Annotated in this window: 17 protein-coding genes; 13 read left to right on the forward strand and 4 right to left on the reverse strand. The window is 46.6% G+C overall.

What is annotated here, in order from left to right; all coding sequences use genetic code 11:
• Positions 1-122 precede the first annotated feature (122 nt).
• Positions 123-1,688 (reverse strand): FAD-dependent oxidoreductase, encoded by a 1,566-nt coding sequence (locus AC58QD_RS20365; protein WP_497336642.1) that lies wholly within the window; start codon positions 1,686-1,688, stop codon positions 123-125.
• Between the two features lie 36 nt (positions 1,689-1,724).
• Positions 1,725-1,877 (reverse strand): helix-turn-helix domain-containing protein, encoded by a 153-nt coding sequence (locus AC58QD_RS20370; protein WP_497336742.1) that lies wholly within the window; start codon positions 1,875-1,877, stop codon positions 1,725-1,727.
• 19 nt (positions 1,878-1,896) lie between these two features.
• Between AC58QD_RS20370 and AC58QD_RS20375 the strand changes: the two genes are divergently transcribed.
• Positions 1,897-2,151: a hypothetical protein gene (locus tag AC58QD_RS20375; RefSeq protein WP_497336644.1), complete on the forward strand. Its 255-nt coding sequence runs from the start codon at positions 1,897-1,899 to the stop codon at positions 2,149-2,151.
• Between the two features lie 752 nt (positions 2,152-2,903).
• Here the strand turns inward: AC58QD_RS20375 and AC58QD_RS20380 are convergent.
• The gene (locus AC58QD_RS20380) at positions 2,904-3,161 is read right to left on the reverse strand and encodes a terminase small subunit (protein WP_497336646.1); all 258 of its coding nucleotides are present in this window, start codon (positions 3,159-3,161) and stop codon (positions 2,904-2,906) included.
• Between AC58QD_RS20380 and AC58QD_RS20385 the strand changes: the two genes are divergently transcribed.
• From AC58QD_RS20385 to AC58QD_RS20405, 5 genes are all read left to right on the forward strand, one after another.
• Positions 3,152-3,460 carry an MGMT family protein gene (locus AC58QD_RS20385; RefSeq protein ID WP_497336648.1) on the forward strand — a complete coding sequence of 103 codons (309 nt, stop codon included), beginning with the start codon at positions 3,152-3,154 and terminating at the stop codon, positions 3,458-3,460. The genes AC58QD_RS20380 and AC58QD_RS20385 overlap by 10 nt on opposite strands.
• 277 nt (positions 3,461-3,737) lie before the next feature.
• The gene (locus AC58QD_RS20390; RefSeq protein ID WP_497336650.1) at positions 3,738-4,433 is read left to right on the forward strand and encodes an HAD family hydrolase; all 696 of its coding nucleotides are present in this window, start codon (positions 3,738-3,740) and stop codon (positions 4,431-4,433) included.
• 67 nt (positions 4,434-4,500) lie between these two features.
• A complete protein-coding gene (locus AC58QD_RS20395; protein ID WP_497336652.1) occupies positions 4,501-5,181 on the forward strand; it encodes a class I SAM-dependent methyltransferase in 681 nt (226 codons plus the stop codon).
• Between the two features lie 160 nt (positions 5,182-5,341).
• Positions 5,342-5,593 (forward strand): GlsB/YeaQ/YmgE family stress response membrane protein, encoded by a 252-nt coding sequence (locus AC58QD_RS20400; RefSeq protein ID WP_497336654.1) that lies wholly within the window; start codon positions 5,342-5,344, stop codon positions 5,591-5,593.
• Positions 5,594-5,860: 267 nt separating this feature from the next.
• Positions 5,861-6,862, forward strand: coding sequence for a LacI family DNA-binding transcriptional regulator (locus AC58QD_RS20405; protein WP_497336656.1), 1,002 nt, complete (start codon positions 5,861-5,863; stop codon positions 6,860-6,862).
• Positions 6,863-6,914: 52 nt separating this feature from the next.
• Here the strand turns inward: AC58QD_RS20405 and AC58QD_RS20410 are convergent, their stop codons facing one another.
• On the reverse strand, positions 6,915-8,096 hold the full coding sequence (locus AC58QD_RS20410; RefSeq protein ID WP_497336658.1) for an MFS transporter: 1,182 nt from the start codon (positions 8,094-8,096) through the stop codon (positions 6,915-6,917).
• Positions 8,097-8,431: 335 nt separating this feature from the next.
• Here AC58QD_RS20410 and AC58QD_RS20415 point away from each other — a divergent pair, with 335 nt between their 5' ends.
• The 7 genes from AC58QD_RS20415 (at position 8,432) to AC58QD_RS20445 (ending at position 15,374) form a co-directional block, all read left to right on the forward strand.
• Positions 8,432-9,508 carry an ABC transporter substrate-binding protein gene (locus AC58QD_RS20415; RefSeq protein WP_497336660.1) on the forward strand — a complete coding sequence of 359 codons (1,077 nt, stop codon included), beginning with the start codon at positions 8,432-8,434 and terminating at the stop codon, positions 9,506-9,508.
• Between the two features lie 107 nt (positions 9,509-9,615).
• Entirely contained in the window at positions 9,616-10,815 is a 1,200-nt protein-coding gene (locus AC58QD_RS20420; RefSeq protein WP_497336662.1) for a M20 metallopeptidase family protein, read from the forward strand.
• Positions 10,816-10,817: 2 nt separating this feature from the next.
• The gene (locus AC58QD_RS20425; RefSeq protein ID WP_497336664.1) at positions 10,818-11,744 is read left to right on the forward strand and encodes a nucleoside hydrolase; all 927 of its coding nucleotides are present in this window, start codon (positions 10,818-10,820) and stop codon (positions 11,742-11,744) included.
• A gap of 26 nt (positions 11,745-11,770) precedes the next feature.
• Positions 11,771-12,700, forward strand: coding sequence for a ribokinase (rbsK, locus tag AC58QD_RS20430; protein WP_497336666.1), 930 nt, complete (start codon positions 11,771-11,773; stop codon positions 12,698-12,700).
• Positions 12,697-13,515, forward strand: coding sequence for an ABC transporter permease (locus AC58QD_RS20435; RefSeq protein ID WP_497336668.1), 819 nt, complete (start codon positions 12,697-12,699; stop codon positions 13,513-13,515). Before rbsK ends, AC58QD_RS20435 begins: the two co-directional genes overlap by 4 nt.
• A 12-nt stretch (positions 13,516-13,527) precedes the next feature.
• The gene (locus AC58QD_RS20440; RefSeq protein ID WP_497336670.1) at positions 13,528-14,313 is read left to right on the forward strand and encodes an ABC transporter permease; all 786 of its coding nucleotides are present in this window, start codon (positions 13,528-13,530) and stop codon (positions 14,311-14,313) included.
• Positions 14,314-14,351: 38 nt separating this feature from the next.
• A complete protein-coding gene (locus tag AC58QD_RS20445) occupies positions 14,352-15,374 on the forward strand; it encodes an ABC transporter ATP-binding protein (RefSeq protein WP_497336672.1) in 1,023 nt (340 codons plus the stop codon).
• Positions 15,375-15,395: the final 21 nt, after the last annotated feature.

Here is a 15,395-nt window from a genome sequence, read left to right on the forward strand (position 1 = left end):
ATTTTATACAACTGGAGGCCAAATCACGATAAAAAAGCCCTTCTGTGTATAAAATTTCGACATCTGGTGTTTGTAGGAAGAAAAAGCTCTCAAGAAGAAGTAACCACACACTACAGCCAAGCTCAAGCCTTAGGCCAGCTTAGCTCCACACCGCGCGAGACCAGCTTGTGCTGGAAGCGTGCCAACTCTGCCTTATTGCTCCATACATCACGAGGCGAAAGCTCGTTCTCCACACAATAAGCCGCCAGAGCACCTGCGGACTCGCCGATGTTCCATTCTACAGGGTGAAGCCGATAACAGCCGTTCGTAATATGAGTGGTACCGATGTTCTTACAAGCAGGCAGCATATTCTTGAGACGCACAGGAATCATGGCCCCCAAAGGGATCTGGAACGGCAGAGAAGGGACGTCGATGTAGTTACGATTCTCCGTACTCGGGTGCAGATCGATATGATAGTAGCCTATTCCTACAGTATCTTCGAACTGCTCAGCACCAGCGTCTCCGCGCGTTGTAGGGCTAATATGCTGCTCCCGCACGGTGAACTCAGCACGAATGCGGCGGGACTCGCGAATATACGGCATCTTGGCTAGCCCATCCTCTGTGCCGACGACATCCTTGCGTAATCGAAGCCCCGGATATCCGATTCCTCCATCAGGGCGCGGAGCCTCAGTCTGCATCCAGTACAGCAGCGATAAGCTTAGTTGCTTGGCGCCTTCCAAATGCTTCTGGCGTTCTTCCGGACTTACATCGATGACTGGCCCTAGCCAATAGTCATTCTGCGGCCAATTCACAACAGTAATATCGCTCTTATAGAAACCAGGCGCATAATGTGCTTGATCAGCGATCCGGCGATAGTTCCACAAGGAGAACATTTGCCCGCGCGGGAATAAGGTGTATTCCACAGGCTGCAGCGTACGAGGACTCGGCGAGAACCAGCTGAGCTGAGGCGCCGGCCAGAAATCCGCCTGGTAGGAACGCCAGAACTCATATTGCTCGGGACGCTCAATCGTATGATCCTCACCCTCTATATAATCCATGGCGAAACAATAGGTGATAGCTTGCATATCGGATGGCATAGCATCCCCGTCAACCGCATTCGGCTCGCCTGTCTCGGCAATGGACTCGGCCCCGGTAACATATTCCGCTCCAACTAGCGGAAGAAGGTCGCCGCACTCCGTCGCGTCCAGGAAATAAGGTCCAGTCAGCGTCAGCTCATGACCGCTTTCCATATTCCTCACAGTCACAGCTACAACTGAATCGCTGCCGTCAGTTTCAGCCGATTCCAGCACGTAACCAGTCAGAATGTTCAGCTGTCCATTGCTCACATAAGGAGCCAGCATCCCTTGCAATACGGCCAACGCTACTCTCGGCTCGTGACTCACGCGGCTCACAATCGCGCTACCCGGATTGAAGAGAGGTTGAGTGGCGGCCGCTTCGGTCAAGGGAAAATGACGCTTGTAATAGCTGCGAACCCCTTCACGAAATTTACGATAAGACAGAGTGGAGCCGTGCTTCTCAATCATATGATGTTCATCCGGCGGAACCGCTTGACTGGTTAGTTGACCGCCAATCCAATCCGATTCCTCGGTCAAGATCACGGTACGTCCTGCCTCGGCAGCAGCCAGAGCAGCAGCACATCCTCCTACACCTCCGCCTATTATAATTACATCTGCTTTTAATGTTGACATTTCATATTCCGCCTTTCATATGTGTTGGAACATCTGTTATTTTTGGAAATCGGAAGGGCTTTTGCCGGTATACTTCTTGAAGATTCTAGCAAAATAACTAGGATCCTTATATCCTAACATATCCGTGACTTCATAGACCATGGCATCCTCTTCTTTCAGCAGTCGTATGGCTTTAATTCTCGATTCAATTCAGCAATTACATTCTAGAATGAATATAATAGAGAGTAATGATATAGCGAGGAAAGGCTACAAACTTTTCTACTCATCCGATACTGAAAGAAAGAATGCATCAGATGACGCTTTTAATATAGGTGACTATATTGAGTCTATTGACGGAAAAACTGGGAAATTTATAGATTACGTCGGTTTGGATATGATAGCTTTTCAAACTAAGGACGGAAATGTTGAAGTAGTAACGATGGATAGAGTGAAAAAATTAAGAAGAGTGGCCATAAAATTATAAAAAAAACCTTTTTATAGCTAGAGAAATCCGTAGTAACATCGTAAATTATTACTTAAAGAGAAAGCGTCAATTAGTCTTCGGACGGAGTTGACGCTTTTGTTTTGACATTCGGGGCATACATGGTTGTACCTTATGAGCATATTATGACACCTATGATTGAGAGTGTGGCGATAAAAAGATCATAAGATTCATTGGATATCCTGATATAAGGGGTAAAGTGAGCATAATATACAGAAGTTTATTCTAGTCCATGTTTGTCCCTTCCAACTCGCAATAGCATGAATAATATAAACTATAACCTCAAATATACGAAAAAGGTGACCTAAAGAATGTCCACTATTATATGTGCTCCGATAATACTAACGAACGTCAGCGGAACGGTAGTTTTCGGGGACGTAAAGAAGATCGCGCCTCAGTCATCAAGCACAACCATCAGTGGCCCAGAAGGCGGTGATTCCACTGCCAGCGCCTCCAATACTAAAGAAAAAAAGAAAAAACCAAGTCCCCCTCAACGTAAACGTTCCTCTAATAGGAGATAACGGTGGCTATCTGAAAGAATGAATGAAATGATGAAACATTTCAACTCACTCAATCCAGATGACGCTCTAGTCCATTGGGACAGTGTAAAGGTGGAATACCTAAAGGGTACTTCAGGTCCTATGGTAGATATCAAGAAATTGATCGACATCATTGATACTCAGATGGCCACATCACTTAAGATATTGCTTACCATCCTATCAAGGCACCAAGGATCAACTGAGACATATAGCTCCGTTAATACCCAGATGTGCAGCTCTAGTAGCATTGAAGTCCCTTAGATATTCAATGATAAATATTCTTTGCTTCGGTGTTAGCCCTTCATCATCAGGTATTTCAGGCTCCGGTTCTTCTACTTCAACTGGTTGTAGGTTAATCGGTACGACTTGATAAATTCGACTCCAGGATTCATATTTAAATACATGTATAAATATGAGAGATGGGCAGGAGGACTGGGGATCAGATGGAGCCATTTACAAAAAGGGTCGTTGAGATTATTAAAGGTATCCCTTCAGGATATGTCATGACATATGGACAGATTGCGGCGGAGGCAGGAAGTCCACGGGCTGCCAGACAAGTAGTGCGGATTCTTCACTCGTTAAGCCGCGCGCATGATTTGCCATGGCATAGAGTCGTGAACGCTCAGGGTGAAGTCGCGATTAAGGATGACGAATCCCGGTTTCTTCAGATCCAATCCCTCGAGGATGAGGGTGTAGAGTTAGTTGGCGCAGGCCGAGTAGATCTGGAGCTGTATCGGTTTCATCCAGAATAATAAAACATTGAAACATTTGAGAAAATTTGTAATTATGAAAAAGGCATGATGTATTAACGATAAAGGTTGTAAAGTGTTTAAGTATTACATTGGACATAAAGGCAGAAGAATCGGAGAGCCAATGACCAAAGAGGACGCACTCCGAGAGTTATTCGAACTTCGAAAAACCTTTAAGCATTTGTGTATCTTAATATATGATGAGAATGATCAATTGAAGGGACAAATTCCTAAGAAGCCTAAATAACTATCGTACTACCAAACCGAAAGGAAGAACTCCATGTATAAAGCGATCATCTTCGACTTGGACAATACGCTTATAAACTATACACAATGTGAATTAGAATCGATGAAGAGAACGTGTAATGATCATAGTCTTTTTAATCAGGATGCTGTGCAATGGGAGCTATTCTGGCAAACTTACTTGGTACATAACGAGCGTTATTGGATCGATTTCGTGACGGGCGGCAGTATTAAGACCATCAATGACGTCCTGAAGTTTTCCTTCCGGGACACCCTTAATTTGGAGGAGATTCTGCACAGCAAGCTATCGGATACGTATTGGAACTACTTTTGTAATACTTGTTTTTTCGAGAATGGGGCGGAGCAATTGCTTGAACATACAAGGGAGAAGTATCAGCTTGGGATTATTACCAACGGAATTAGTTCATCCCAACGAACGCGTCTACGAGCAGGCAATATTGACTCTCTGTTTCAGTCTATTGTCATTTCAGATGAAGTGGGGATAAGGAAACCGAAGAAAGAAATATTCGAAATGGCTTTGAATGAGCTTAACGTAAGTCATAAGGAAGCTTTGTTCGTAGGGGACTCCTTACAGGATGATTATCAGGGCTCTATTAATTCGGGCATTGACTTCTGTTATTACAATAGGCAGAATGTGTCGTTATCGGCGGATGTTAGGCCCAAATACGTAGTCAATGATCTGCTGGATCTGGTTCGGGTTATGGGATTGTAATCAAAACCATGAAAACTTGATTGTTATTCTAAGCTAAACATCATTTGCTCTTAGGAGGGCATATTCCATGGCAAGCTATAATCAGTTCGCAGAACAGTATCACAATATGGTCAAATCGGGAGCGCCGGACAATTCCTACCGTTATATTTTACAACAATTGCAGCAGAATAGTTCGGATCTTAATCATGCCCGAATACTTGATATCGGCTGCGGTCCAGGGGAACTAAGTTATCGGATATCTTTACATGGGGCAGAGGTAACAGGGATTGATCTCAGTTATAAATTGTTGGAATACGCGCGGGAACGTTCGGATCAAGTTACTTGGATACAAGACGATGCTATGCATCTGCATCACATACAGGATTCCACTTACGACTTCGTCGTGTCTAGTGTAATGTTGATGGATGTCCCCGACCACCGAGCTGTTTTCAACTCTGCCTATCGGGTATTGAAGCCTAACGGCATTATGATCTGGGTCATCATGCATCCTTGTTTCCAGTCTCCATTCAGCCATCCTCTGGGTGATGGTTCGAGAAAGGTGATGCAGTATGAAGCTCAATTCTGGAAATCTGAAGGAGTTGGCACGATTCGTTCTACGTTAGGTGCTTATCATCGCACTCTATCTCAATATTTGAATGACTTCATGACGGCGGGGTTCTCTCTGCTTCGGGTGGATGAGCCAGAACGGGATAACAAGACCGTTGATGGGTTACCCTCTCTATTCGCTGCTGTTGGAAGGAAAATTTGAACGGCACGTAGTGGATAAGGAGGACATGTACCGAGCAATCCCCGGGTTCTAATAAATTCCATCCTTTAGAATGGTTTATTATCGTGCAAGGTGGGTAATAACAGTCATGTAGGGAAGCAACATATGAATCTTAAATTAAACCTGAGAGGGGAAGTTGCAGATGGGATTGTTATGGACATTAATTATCGGTGGACTAATCGGTTGGGTAGCAGGAATGTTGATTGGACGTAACGTTCCTGGAGGTATTATCGGTAACATCATTGCCGGTATTGTCGGAGCGTGGCTGGGAACATGGATTCTTGGCGATTTTGGACCTAGCTTAGGCGGATTCTTCATAGTGCCTGCCCTACTCGGAGCTATTGTAGTCGTTCTTATCTTGAGTGCTTTAATGCGAGGCACCAGAAGAGCATAGATTATGGATCGTTTAAAAGACCTGTGAGTCTGCTTAAGAAGCAGACTTGCAGGTCTTTTTTACACTTCAGAGAGTTTAAGTTCTTTACCGTAAGTTTTCTATAAGGGTTCCTCAGTCTGGTGATGGAGGAATGCTTCTTTTATCAAAACCTTTTTCATGACATTTGACAATACCTGGAGCCTACCCTTAGAATAAATGTGTAACCGATACCACAGAGGAATGACCAAACAATTTTACACACAATTATCGCGGAATAAGGGTGGACTAATGGCAACGATTAGGGACGTGGCAAAGCTTGCGGGAGTATCCGTTGCAACGGTGTCCCGGGTACTGAACAAGAACGGTTACGTCAATCAGGACACGAAAGAAAAGGTGCAGCAGGCGATCAAGATGCTGCAATACGAACCAAATACGATGGCCAAAGGATTGGCAAGTCGAAAGACAGAAACGTTAGCGCTCATTCTTCCCAATATTTCCAACCCGTTCTTCGCCGAATTGGGTAGAGCGGTGGAGGATGTCGCACAAACATACGGCTATACAGTGGTGCTCTGCAATTCCGACAACGATACGGATAAAGAGCAGAAATACATCAAGATAATGAAAAGCCGATATGTGGATGGCATTTTATTTGCGAGTCATACATTGCGTACAATTGACGTTGTCGAGTTGAACAAATCAGCAATCCCGCTCGTCGTGTTGGACAGGGCGCCTCTGAACGCCCCCTGTTTGGTTGTACGATCGAAAAACAATGAGGGCGCGAAGCTAGCTGTCCGACACTTGCTGGACAGCGGATGCACAAAAATAGGACACATATACGGTCCTCAGGAAACGGCGACGGCCAAAGAACGGTTAATCGGATACGAGGAGGCCGTTCGCGCGTACCATTGGTATTCGCCTACACTTATGGAACCGGGGCATTTCACGATCAAGGGAGGGATGGCGGCGGCAGAAAAGCTTATTCAACGTCATCCGGATATCGACGGGATATTCGCAGGGAATGACCTGATGGCTTTGGGGGTCTTGAAAAAGCTTCAGCAAATGGGCGTTTCCGTTCCGAATCAAGTTGCGCTTGTCGGGTTCGATGGAATCGATCTGACAACCATCACAGAGCCGGAAATTACAACGGTCGCACAGCCAATCTACGAGCTGGGCGCCTTGTCTACAAGACTTCTTATCAAGAAGATTGAAGGAGCTAGTGTCGATAACGATACTTACGAATGCGACGTTATGCTCATCCCTAGAGGGTCAACAAACAGAACAAGAGTCTAAGAGATTCATGAATAGAGCGTGATGTTCCATGCGATGGAACAGCACGCTTTTTTTATCGGGAGAGCTTTCGCGTCCATACAGCACATGCCGCCAGTAGCAGGCCCGACACTATAAAGACGCCTCGGACTGATATCCATTCGGATGCGAATCCTCCCATAAGCGGCCCGAGCATGCTCCCGAGCGCATACATGCTTGAATTGAGGCTAAATACTCGACTCTCTGCATTCAAAGGTGCATATTTGCCTATCAGTACATTAACGGATGGCAGCAACCCACCCATAAAAATGCCGAGTGCGAACCGAATGGCGATCAACTGCCCAATGTTCTGTACGAAGGCTTGAGGGATACAAACGATTGCGGATCCGAGTAGTGAGAAGAACAAGATGCGTTCTGCACCGACTTTATCTCCGAGTTTACCGAGCAGCGGCGCCGTGATCATGTTAGACACTCCGTTTATGGAACTGATGAGTCCGGCGTAGAAAGCCAACATTCCCACCTGCTGGTTCAGTTGTTGCACGAACAACGGAATGAGCGCAACAGGGCTAAGAAGGGCAAATTGGATCACAACAGTAGTCGAATTCAGCATAAACAGCTCAGGAATTTTAAAGAGCGGACGAAAACCTCCGAGCAAGGGGACTTTCGTCCGCTTTTTCGCATCCGACAAGACGAAATCCTCTTTCACAAAAAGAAGAGCAAGAATGGATGCGATAAACAGAAGCGCTCCTGTGATGTAGAAGATAGGGCGATACCCAAAGTAATCAGCCATCATTCCTCCGAAGAACGGGCCAAGGATCGTTCCTGCTACGATGCTCGACTGCAGTGTGCCCATGGAGAATCCGATTTTTTCCCGCGGTGTGTTCGCCGATAGGAGTGCGATGGATGCTGGGGCAAATCCTGAAACGATCCCATTGACGATGCGCAATAGAAGAAGTTGCCAAGCTCCGCCTGCGAATCCCATCAGTGACATGGCTATGGCCATACCAAAGCCGGAACGGAGCACCATCATTTTGCGTCCGTAGCGGTCAGCCAAATTCCCCCAAATAGGTTGAAATATAAAGGCAGTGAAGAAGTTGGCTGCGAATATGACGCTTGCCCAGATTGCGATTGAATGCTCATTGTGAATGCCCAGCTCCTGCAAATACAAAGGCAGAAAAGGGATAATCATCGTCATTCCGGCATTTGTGAAAAAAAGTCCGATTCCAAGCACTATTAAATTGATTTGCCATCTTGCCATTTCAAGCATCACCCTTGTCATTCAATTGTTCAGTTTTAGTGTTTTTTTTTGCCATTGACAAGCTTTGTTTCAGGACATTATTATATATGTAACCGTTACCTTATTTCAACTACATTGCCTTTTAAATCGATGTATATTGATATGTAACTGGTTACATTTTATATTTTATGTGAGTCTGAGTACGGCTGTGGAAGAAGAACAATGGGGTTTTCAAGAAGAAGTGAAAAGGGTTGGGAGGGGTTCGACAAAAAGTTTTTTATTGGATAGAGAGTAAATGATGACTGTACAGGGAAACTTTTGTAAAAGACATAATTCACTAACAGGAGGTAAGCTTCATGAAAAAAATTTGGGCAATGCCCCTGGCGGCAACGATACTACTGACAACGGTTTTAGCTGGTTGTGCATCCAAAACAGAGGATGGCGGAGCTGGAACACAGGCGGGGAGCGGCCAACCGAAAGAGCTAATCGTGTCAACCTGGGGCTTCAGTGAAGACTTGCTGAGGAAGAACGTATTTGAACCGTTCGAGAAAGCGAACAATGTGAAAATCAAGCTAGAAGTAGGTAACAATGCCGATCGGCTTGGTAAGGTGCGGATGAAAGCGCATCAGATTGACGTTATTATGTTAGCCGAAGGATACTCCGCGCAAGGAATTCAAGAAGGTTTGTTTGAGAAAATCGACCGATCAAAAATTCCGAATATTAACAACCTATACGAAATCGCCCAAGCGCCGAACGGCACCGATTATGGTCCGGCCTTTACAATCGGAAGTTCAGGTATCGTTTACGACAAAACGGTAGCCAAGTCACCGGTAACGTCTTACGCGGATTTGTGGAGAGACGAGTTCAAAGGCAAATTATCGTTGCCCGACATTACGACAACAGACGGTCCGTTTGTCATCGACTTCGCGTCTAAGGTTGCGGGTGCATCAGCGATTGACGCTGACAAAGCGTTCCCGAAGCTTAAAGCAGTTTCTCCTAATGTAGTGAAGTTTTATATGAAGAGCTCCGACCTCGCAAATATGTTCACCCAGAAGGAAGTTGCGATTGCGCCTGTACAGAACTTCGTACTGGCAACAATTAAAAAAGCTAACCCGAATGTAGAATGGGTTATCCCGAAAGAAGGCGGATACGCCGTTCTCAATACAATGAACCTTGTAAAAGGAACCAAGAACAAGGAGCTGGGCGAGAAGTTCATTGATTGGTGGTTAAGTGAGGAAGTGCAGAAGGCGAATGCGCTTGACAAGGTCGACTCTCCTTCCAACAAGAACGTCAAGCTAACGGACCAGCAAGCAGAAGGTCTTACTTATGGCCCTGATTTTATCGGCAAGCTGAATAAGCTGGACTGGAATACAGTCAACAAAAACATGAAATCGTGGATCGATCGCTGGAACCGTGAAGTCATTTCGCAGTAGAGAGATTATCCGTGAGGCGGTCCCTGACGGGCCGCTTCACTAAATTAACGGGTCTTTCTTGAGTTTGAAAAAAGGAAGGTTCGAAGTCAAAGCGAGGTACGAATGAATTGAAACCTGTAACGATCGAATGGGTGGCAGAGAAGCTGGGAGTTTATTTATTCGATACTTTCCAATATTTACATCAGAATCCAGAATTGAGCGGCAATGAATTTGCTACACAGTCGTTCTTGAAGAAGGAATTGGAGCGACTTGGTGTTTCCTATAAAGTAATGGCAGGGACGGGATTATGCGCGGAGATTCGCGGTGCAGCACCTGGGAAGACGATATTGTTGCGTGCGGATATCGATGCGCTGCCGATCCGAGAGCAAACAGAACTTCCGTATGCATCCCTTAACGATGGAGTGATGCATGCCTGCGGACATGACGCGCATATGACAGTGGTCCTGGGTGTAGCCGAAATGCTGCAGGAAACGAAAGATGAATGGAACGGCGTCGTTAAACTAATGTTTCAGCCATCGGAAGAAAAGCATCCCGGCGGGGCAAAACCTATGATTAAGGAAGGCATTCTGCTGAACCCACAGGTCGACGCCGCTATCGGCATTCATACGAACCCATACTTGCCGGCAGGCAAATTCGGGATGAAGGACGGATTCATACTAGCGAATGCGGATCGGTTCTACATTAATTTGATCGGCAAAGGCGGTCATGCGGCAGCTCCTCATGAAGGAGCTGATGCCATTGCAATGGCTGGACAATTCATTGTGTCATTGCAAAATATCGTTTCGCGCCAAGTATCGCCTTACGATAACGCGGTCGTTACTGTCGGTGAAATCAAGGGTGGTTATGCTCCTAATACACTTGCGGATCAGGTATATTTGTCCGGTACGGTACGGACGATGAAGCCTGAAACTCAGAATCTGGCGGAGGAGAGAATTAATCTGCTTTTGGAAGGAATCGCTAATTATTGGGGAGGAACGTTTACTTACGATTATGTGCGAGGATATCCGACCACATGGAATGACAAGACTATGACTGATCTTGTGCGTGCTGCGGCTGTGCAATGTCTCGGCGCGGAGAGCGTGATCGAGTTTCAGTACGGTTATATGAGTGCGGATGACTTCTCTTATATCGCTCAAGCCGTTCCATCCGTGTTTATCGAGTGGGGAACCGGAGAGCAATCGGATGAAGCGATAAACTCTGCCGTTCCTTGGCATAATCCGAATTTTCGCGTCAATCCGGATGCACTGAAATACGGGGTTGCCGTTGTCTCGCAATCGATTCTGAATTATTTGCAAAGGGGACAATAACGATGCAAAAAGTGATTATTGATGTAGATACAGGCATCGATGATGCTCTTGCGCTAATGCTGGCGGTAAAGAGCAATAAACTTGACATCCTCGGCGTGACCACGGTGAGCGGCAATGTTTCACTCGACCTGGCAACCGTCAACACGATGAAGGTGTTAAAGCTGCTGGGCAAAGATAAGGAAATTCCTGTCGTACGTGGGGCAAGCCGGCCACTTGTACGTGATGTGCACTACGAAACGAATGTGCATGGCTCTGACGGGTTGGGCGGAGCTCTTGGTGATCTGGAGGCAAATGCTGCAAGCGTAGGGTTTGCGCCTGACTTCATTATCGAGAAGGCCCGCAAGCATAAGGGAGAGCTCTCACTCATCCTGCTAACGCCGCTAACGAATATGGCTCTTGCGCTGCTCAAGGAGCCGGAGCTCGCGCAATGGGTGCAGGAATTGATTATTATGGGCGGCGTTGTATCCGGACCTGGCAATCTGACTCCGTCAGCTGAATATAACATTTACGTTGATCCGGAAGCGGCGAGGATCGTGTTCCATTCGGGTATCCCAATTACGCTCGTCGGCTTGGACGTCACCCGTAAGGCGCTGCTTCATGAAAGTCATATCGAACAATTGAAAGGAACGGATGTCGGGGAATTCGTACAGGTAAGCACCACGCACTACATCGACCGCTACAGCAAGGTCAACGGTGTCCGGGCATGTGCGCTGCACGATCCGCTCGCTGTTGGCGTGGCTATCGACAAGAGCATCGTGCAGACCCGTAAGCTGTACGTTGATGTGGAAACGCGAAGCGAGCTGTGTGATGGGCAGACGGTTTGCGATTTCCAAAACCGTCTTAACCGCAAGCCGAATGTTGATGTGTGTCTACAGGTGGATCAGGACAAGTTTTTGGACATGTTTGTTCGTAGTTTGCAGCAACAATGATTATATTTAATCGAGGAGAATTAGTGATGAAGAAAGGGTCTGTCTTAGTAGTCGGTAGTCTGAATATGGATTTGGTGACGCAAGTCCGTAACATGCCGCGAATAGGCGAAACGATAAAAGGACATAGCTTTGATAAGATGATTGGAGGAAAGGGCACGAATCAGGCAGTCACAGCCGCAAGGCTTGGTGCAAAGGTTGCCATGATTGGATGCATTGGAAGAGATCAATTCGGCAGCGAAATGCGGATGAATCTGGAACGGGAACGAATCCCAACCGATGGAATCCGAGTTGTTGAGAACGTCTCGTCAGGTACAGCCATGATCATAGTCGATCAGAATGGAGACAATTCGATCATCGTAGCACCTGGCGCAAATCATCATCTTGAGGAGCAGGACATCGAACGGCACCTAGAGATGTTCGAGGGCAGTGATGTAGTCGTGCTGCAGTTGGAAATTCCGCTGAATGCGGTACGTTACAGCATCTCCGCTGCCAAGGGCCTCGGCAAAACAGTCATCTTTAATCCGGCACCCATGCAGCAATTACCTGAGGATTTACTTCGGGATGTTGACTTCCTAATCTTGAATGAAGTCGAAGCCGAAGAGTTGACAGGTATAGCCACCGACGACTTCGATAAGCTTGCCGCTGGGCTCGGTGCGCTCCCATGCAAGCATGTTGTGCTGACGCTCGGTGCGGATGGCGCCGCATATATTCACGAATCTGAATGGAAGCAGTTTCCCGCCATTCGGGTCAAAGCGGTCGATACGACAGGAGCAGGCGATTCGTTCATCGGTGCCTTCGCTAGGTGCATTTCACGGGGTGAGGCTGTGGAAGAGGCTGTCCGTTATGCGATTAAGGTGGCTGCTATTACAGTGACTAAGCTTGGCGCACAAGCTGCACTTCCTACGGAAGAAGAAACGAGGCATTTTGAACCATTATGGGGGGCAGAAAGTCCATGAAGAAACCCGCTTATTTGCTAGTTTTACCTGGAGCGCTGTTCCTGACCATCTTTATGGTCATACCAATAGCCATGATTATTTTTTCTACATTTAACGATGGCGGTCAGTTTAGCTTGGCTGGGTATATTTCCTTCTTTACCGATTCCTACACACTTGGCATCTTATTTACGACTTTGAAGTTGAGCTTGATTTCAACTGTAATTTGCATCCTGCTAGGGTATCCAACAGCCTACTACATTTCACGAACCAAAGCTAGCCGGCGGGGCATTTACCTGGCGCTCGCCATTTTTCCGCTGCTTACAAGCGCGGTCGTTCGTTCGTTCAGTTGGATGGTTACACTCGGCAAGAACGGGTTAATCAACAACTTGCTGATGGACATGCATCTGATTAGCAAGCCCATTCAAATTTTGTATACCGAAACGTCGATCATCATCGGTTTTGTGCATTTGTTCCTGCCACTCATGATCATTTCACTCATAGGAGTTATGGAGAACATTGATGCTGATTTAGTTAAGGCGGCTGCTAGTCTCGGCGCTTCCCGCTTCAAAGCGTTCGTCAAGGTAATTTTGCCGCTAAGTGTTCCGGGCCTTTTGGTTGGGAGTACACTCGTGTTGGTAGGAAGCTTGACCGCATATGCTACCCCGCAATTGCTTGGCGGGAAGAAGAGAGTGTTGGCGACGCTGCTGTTTCAGAATACGATGACGCTCGGTGATTGGAAAACGGCATCGGTCATCGCTACGATTATGATCGTTCTTACATTTGTTTTGATCGGCGTTATTAATTCATTAGCAAAAAAACTGAATCCGAACGGTTAGGGGAGGGTAGAAATGAAGGAAAAACAAACACTTCTCGGTATATTCACGTTTTTTATTTATTTGTTTCTGCTCGGTCCATTGGTCATCATTATCGGAGCATCGTTTGGGCCAGACAATTTCCTGGCTTTTCCTCCTAGTGGTTTCTCGCTCAAGTGGTACGAGAACATTTTTCAGGTAGAGATGTTTTGGAACTCATTCAAGGTCAGTATTGTTGTTGCCTTGATTGGTATATTTATCTCGTTTCTGCTCGGCATTCCGGCGGCCTATGCGCTTAGTCGATTCAAGTTTAAGGGGAAGCAATTTTTCAGTTCCTTCTTCATTTCCCCGATCATCATACCTGGGATCGTATTCGGTTACGGACTGTTGAAATATCTTGTGATCACGTACAAGATTCCGATTTTCCCTGGAGTATTGATTGGGCATGTGGTCATTATGATTCCATATGTAATTCGGGTCATTTCATCCAGTCTGATGAATTTCGATTATTCTGCCGAGGAAGCGGCTATGAGCTTGGGAGCGAGCCGTTTGAAGACGTTTTTTGTCGTCGTGCTTCCGAATATCCGCTCTGGGATTATCGCAGGTATTCTGCTCGCTTTTCTGGAATCGTTCAACAACGTGGATGTCTCGGTGTTCATGACCGGCCCTGGCGTCAGTACGCTGCCGATCAGCATGCTCAACTACGTGGAATATTATTTTGATCCCACTATTGCTGCGATTTCGGTGCTGCTTATGATTATGACTGGCCTGCTCATTGGGGCGATCGAACGGACGCTCGGATTGAGATTTTTCACGAAGTAAAACAAAGGGACGAATCCTTATTAACTGGAGGTATGGACATGCCGCTCATTGAATTGAAGAATATATCGGTCGCATACGACCAGAAAAACCATATCTTGAAAAACTTCAACTTGTCTGTAGAAAAGGGTGAATTTCTGTCGCTGCTTGGCCCTAGCGGCTGTGGAAAAACGACGACTCTACGTCTCATCGCCGGCTTCAACGAGGCAAAGGATGGACAATTCCTGTTCAACGGGAACGATTATACAAAAATCCCCGTTCACAAGCGGAATTTCGGCTTTGTATTTCAAGGCCACGCACTCTTTCCGCATCTTAACGTATTCGATAATGTCGCTTTCGGGCTCAAGCTGAGAAAAACAGATGCTAAGGAAGCAAAGAAGAAAGTGCATGATATTCTGGAAGTCGTCAATTTGAAAGGCTTCGAGGATCGATATCCGGCACAATTGTCAGGCGGTCAACGCCAGCGTGTAGCGATCGCCCGAAGTCTCGTCATTCAGCCCGACCTGCTGTTGTTCGACGAACCCCTCAGCAGTCTCGACGCCAATCTGAAGGTACAGATGCGCATGGAAATTCGCCGCATTCAGAAGGAACTCAAAGTCACAACCGTATACGTGTCCCACGACCAGGAAGAGTGCTTCTCGATTTCGGATAAAGTCGCAATTATGAATAAAGGTGTCATCGAGCAGTTGGATACGCCTCCCGTCATCTATAAGAAACCGCGAACGGAGTTTGTGGCGCGTTTCGTTGGATTCGAGAACATTATTGATATGAAGGCGGCTGAATCTTCCTTCGTTGTAAATGGAGAGGGGAATGAAAAGAAAACAGGTAAGTGTGCGATCCGGCCGGACGATATTGTTGTCGCCCAGCATGACGCAGGGAATAGTGCAGAGAACATAACAGTGGGGAGAGTGAAAGTGACTACCTACCTGGGCCGTCAATATCAGTACGTAGTAGAGACGCCGCTTGGCGAGTTCATTGTCAATCACAGAAGTGAGCAGCCATACGAGCACGGAGAGTCTATCAAGCTCAGCTTTCCCAAGGATAAGCTGGTACCCGTGCTATAACCACACAAGAAGGTGAAATCA

The sequence above is a fragment of the Paenibacillus sp. J2R1T-4 genome, from assembly GCF_059692235.1.

What these genes read in the sequence shown, in the direction of transcription:
- AC58QD_RS20405 (WP_497336656.1), top strand. Translation starts at nt 5,861, where the DNA reads ATGGCAACGATTAGGGACGTGGCAAAGCTTGCGGGAGTATCCGTTGCA.
- AC58QD_RS20385 (WP_497336648.1), top strand. Translation starts at nt 3,152, where the DNA reads ATGGAGCCATTTACAAAAAGGGTCGTTGAGATTATTAAAGGTATCCCT.
- AC58QD_RS20365 (WP_497336642.1), bottom strand. Translation starts at nt 1,688, where the DNA reads ATGTCAACATTAAAAGCAGATGTAATTATAATAGGCGGAGGTGTAGGA.
- AC58QD_RS20380 (WP_497336646.1), bottom strand. Translation starts at nt 3,161, where the DNA reads ATGGCTCCATCTGATCCCCAGTCCTCCTGCCCATCTCTCATATTTATA.
- AC58QD_RS20410 (WP_497336658.1), bottom strand. Translation starts at nt 8,096, where the DNA reads ATGGCAAGATGGCAAATCAATTTAATAGTGCTTGGAATCGGACTTTTT.
- AC58QD_RS20435 (WP_497336668.1), top strand. Translation starts at nt 12,697, where the DNA reads ATGAAGAAACCCGCTTATTTGCTAGTTTTACCTGGAGCGCTGTTCCTG.
- AC58QD_RS20395 (WP_497336652.1), top strand. Translation starts at nt 4,501, where the DNA reads ATGGCAAGCTATAATCAGTTCGCAGAACAGTATCACAATATGGTCAAA.
- AC58QD_RS20445 (WP_497336672.1), top strand. Translation starts at nt 14,352, where the DNA reads ATGCCGCTCATTGAATTGAAGAATATATCGGTCGCATACGACCAGAAA.
- AC58QD_RS20390 (WP_497336650.1), top strand. Translation starts at nt 3,738, where the DNA reads ATGTATAAAGCGATCATCTTCGACTTGGACAATACGCTTATAAACTAT.
- AC58QD_RS20415 (WP_497336660.1), top strand. Translation starts at nt 8,432, where the DNA reads ATGAAAAAAATTTGGGCAATGCCCCTGGCGGCAACGATACTACTGACA.
- AC58QD_RS20425 (WP_497336664.1), top strand. Translation starts at nt 10,818, where the DNA reads ATGCAAAAAGTGATTATTGATGTAGATACAGGCATCGATGATGCTCTT.
- AC58QD_RS20375 (WP_497336644.1), top strand. Translation starts at nt 1,897, where the DNA reads ATGAATATAATAGAGAGTAATGATATAGCGAGGAAAGGCTACAAACTT.
- AC58QD_RS20440 (WP_497336670.1), top strand. Translation starts at nt 13,528, where the DNA reads ATGAAGGAAAAACAAACACTTCTCGGTATATTCACGTTTTTTATTTAT.
- AC58QD_RS20400 (WP_497336654.1), top strand. Translation starts at nt 5,342, where the DNA reads ATGGGATTGTTATGGACATTAATTATCGGTGGACTAATCGGTTGGGTA.
- rbsK (WP_497336666.1), top strand. Translation starts at nt 11,771, where the DNA reads ATGAAGAAAGGGTCTGTCTTAGTAGTCGGTAGTCTGAATATGGATTTG.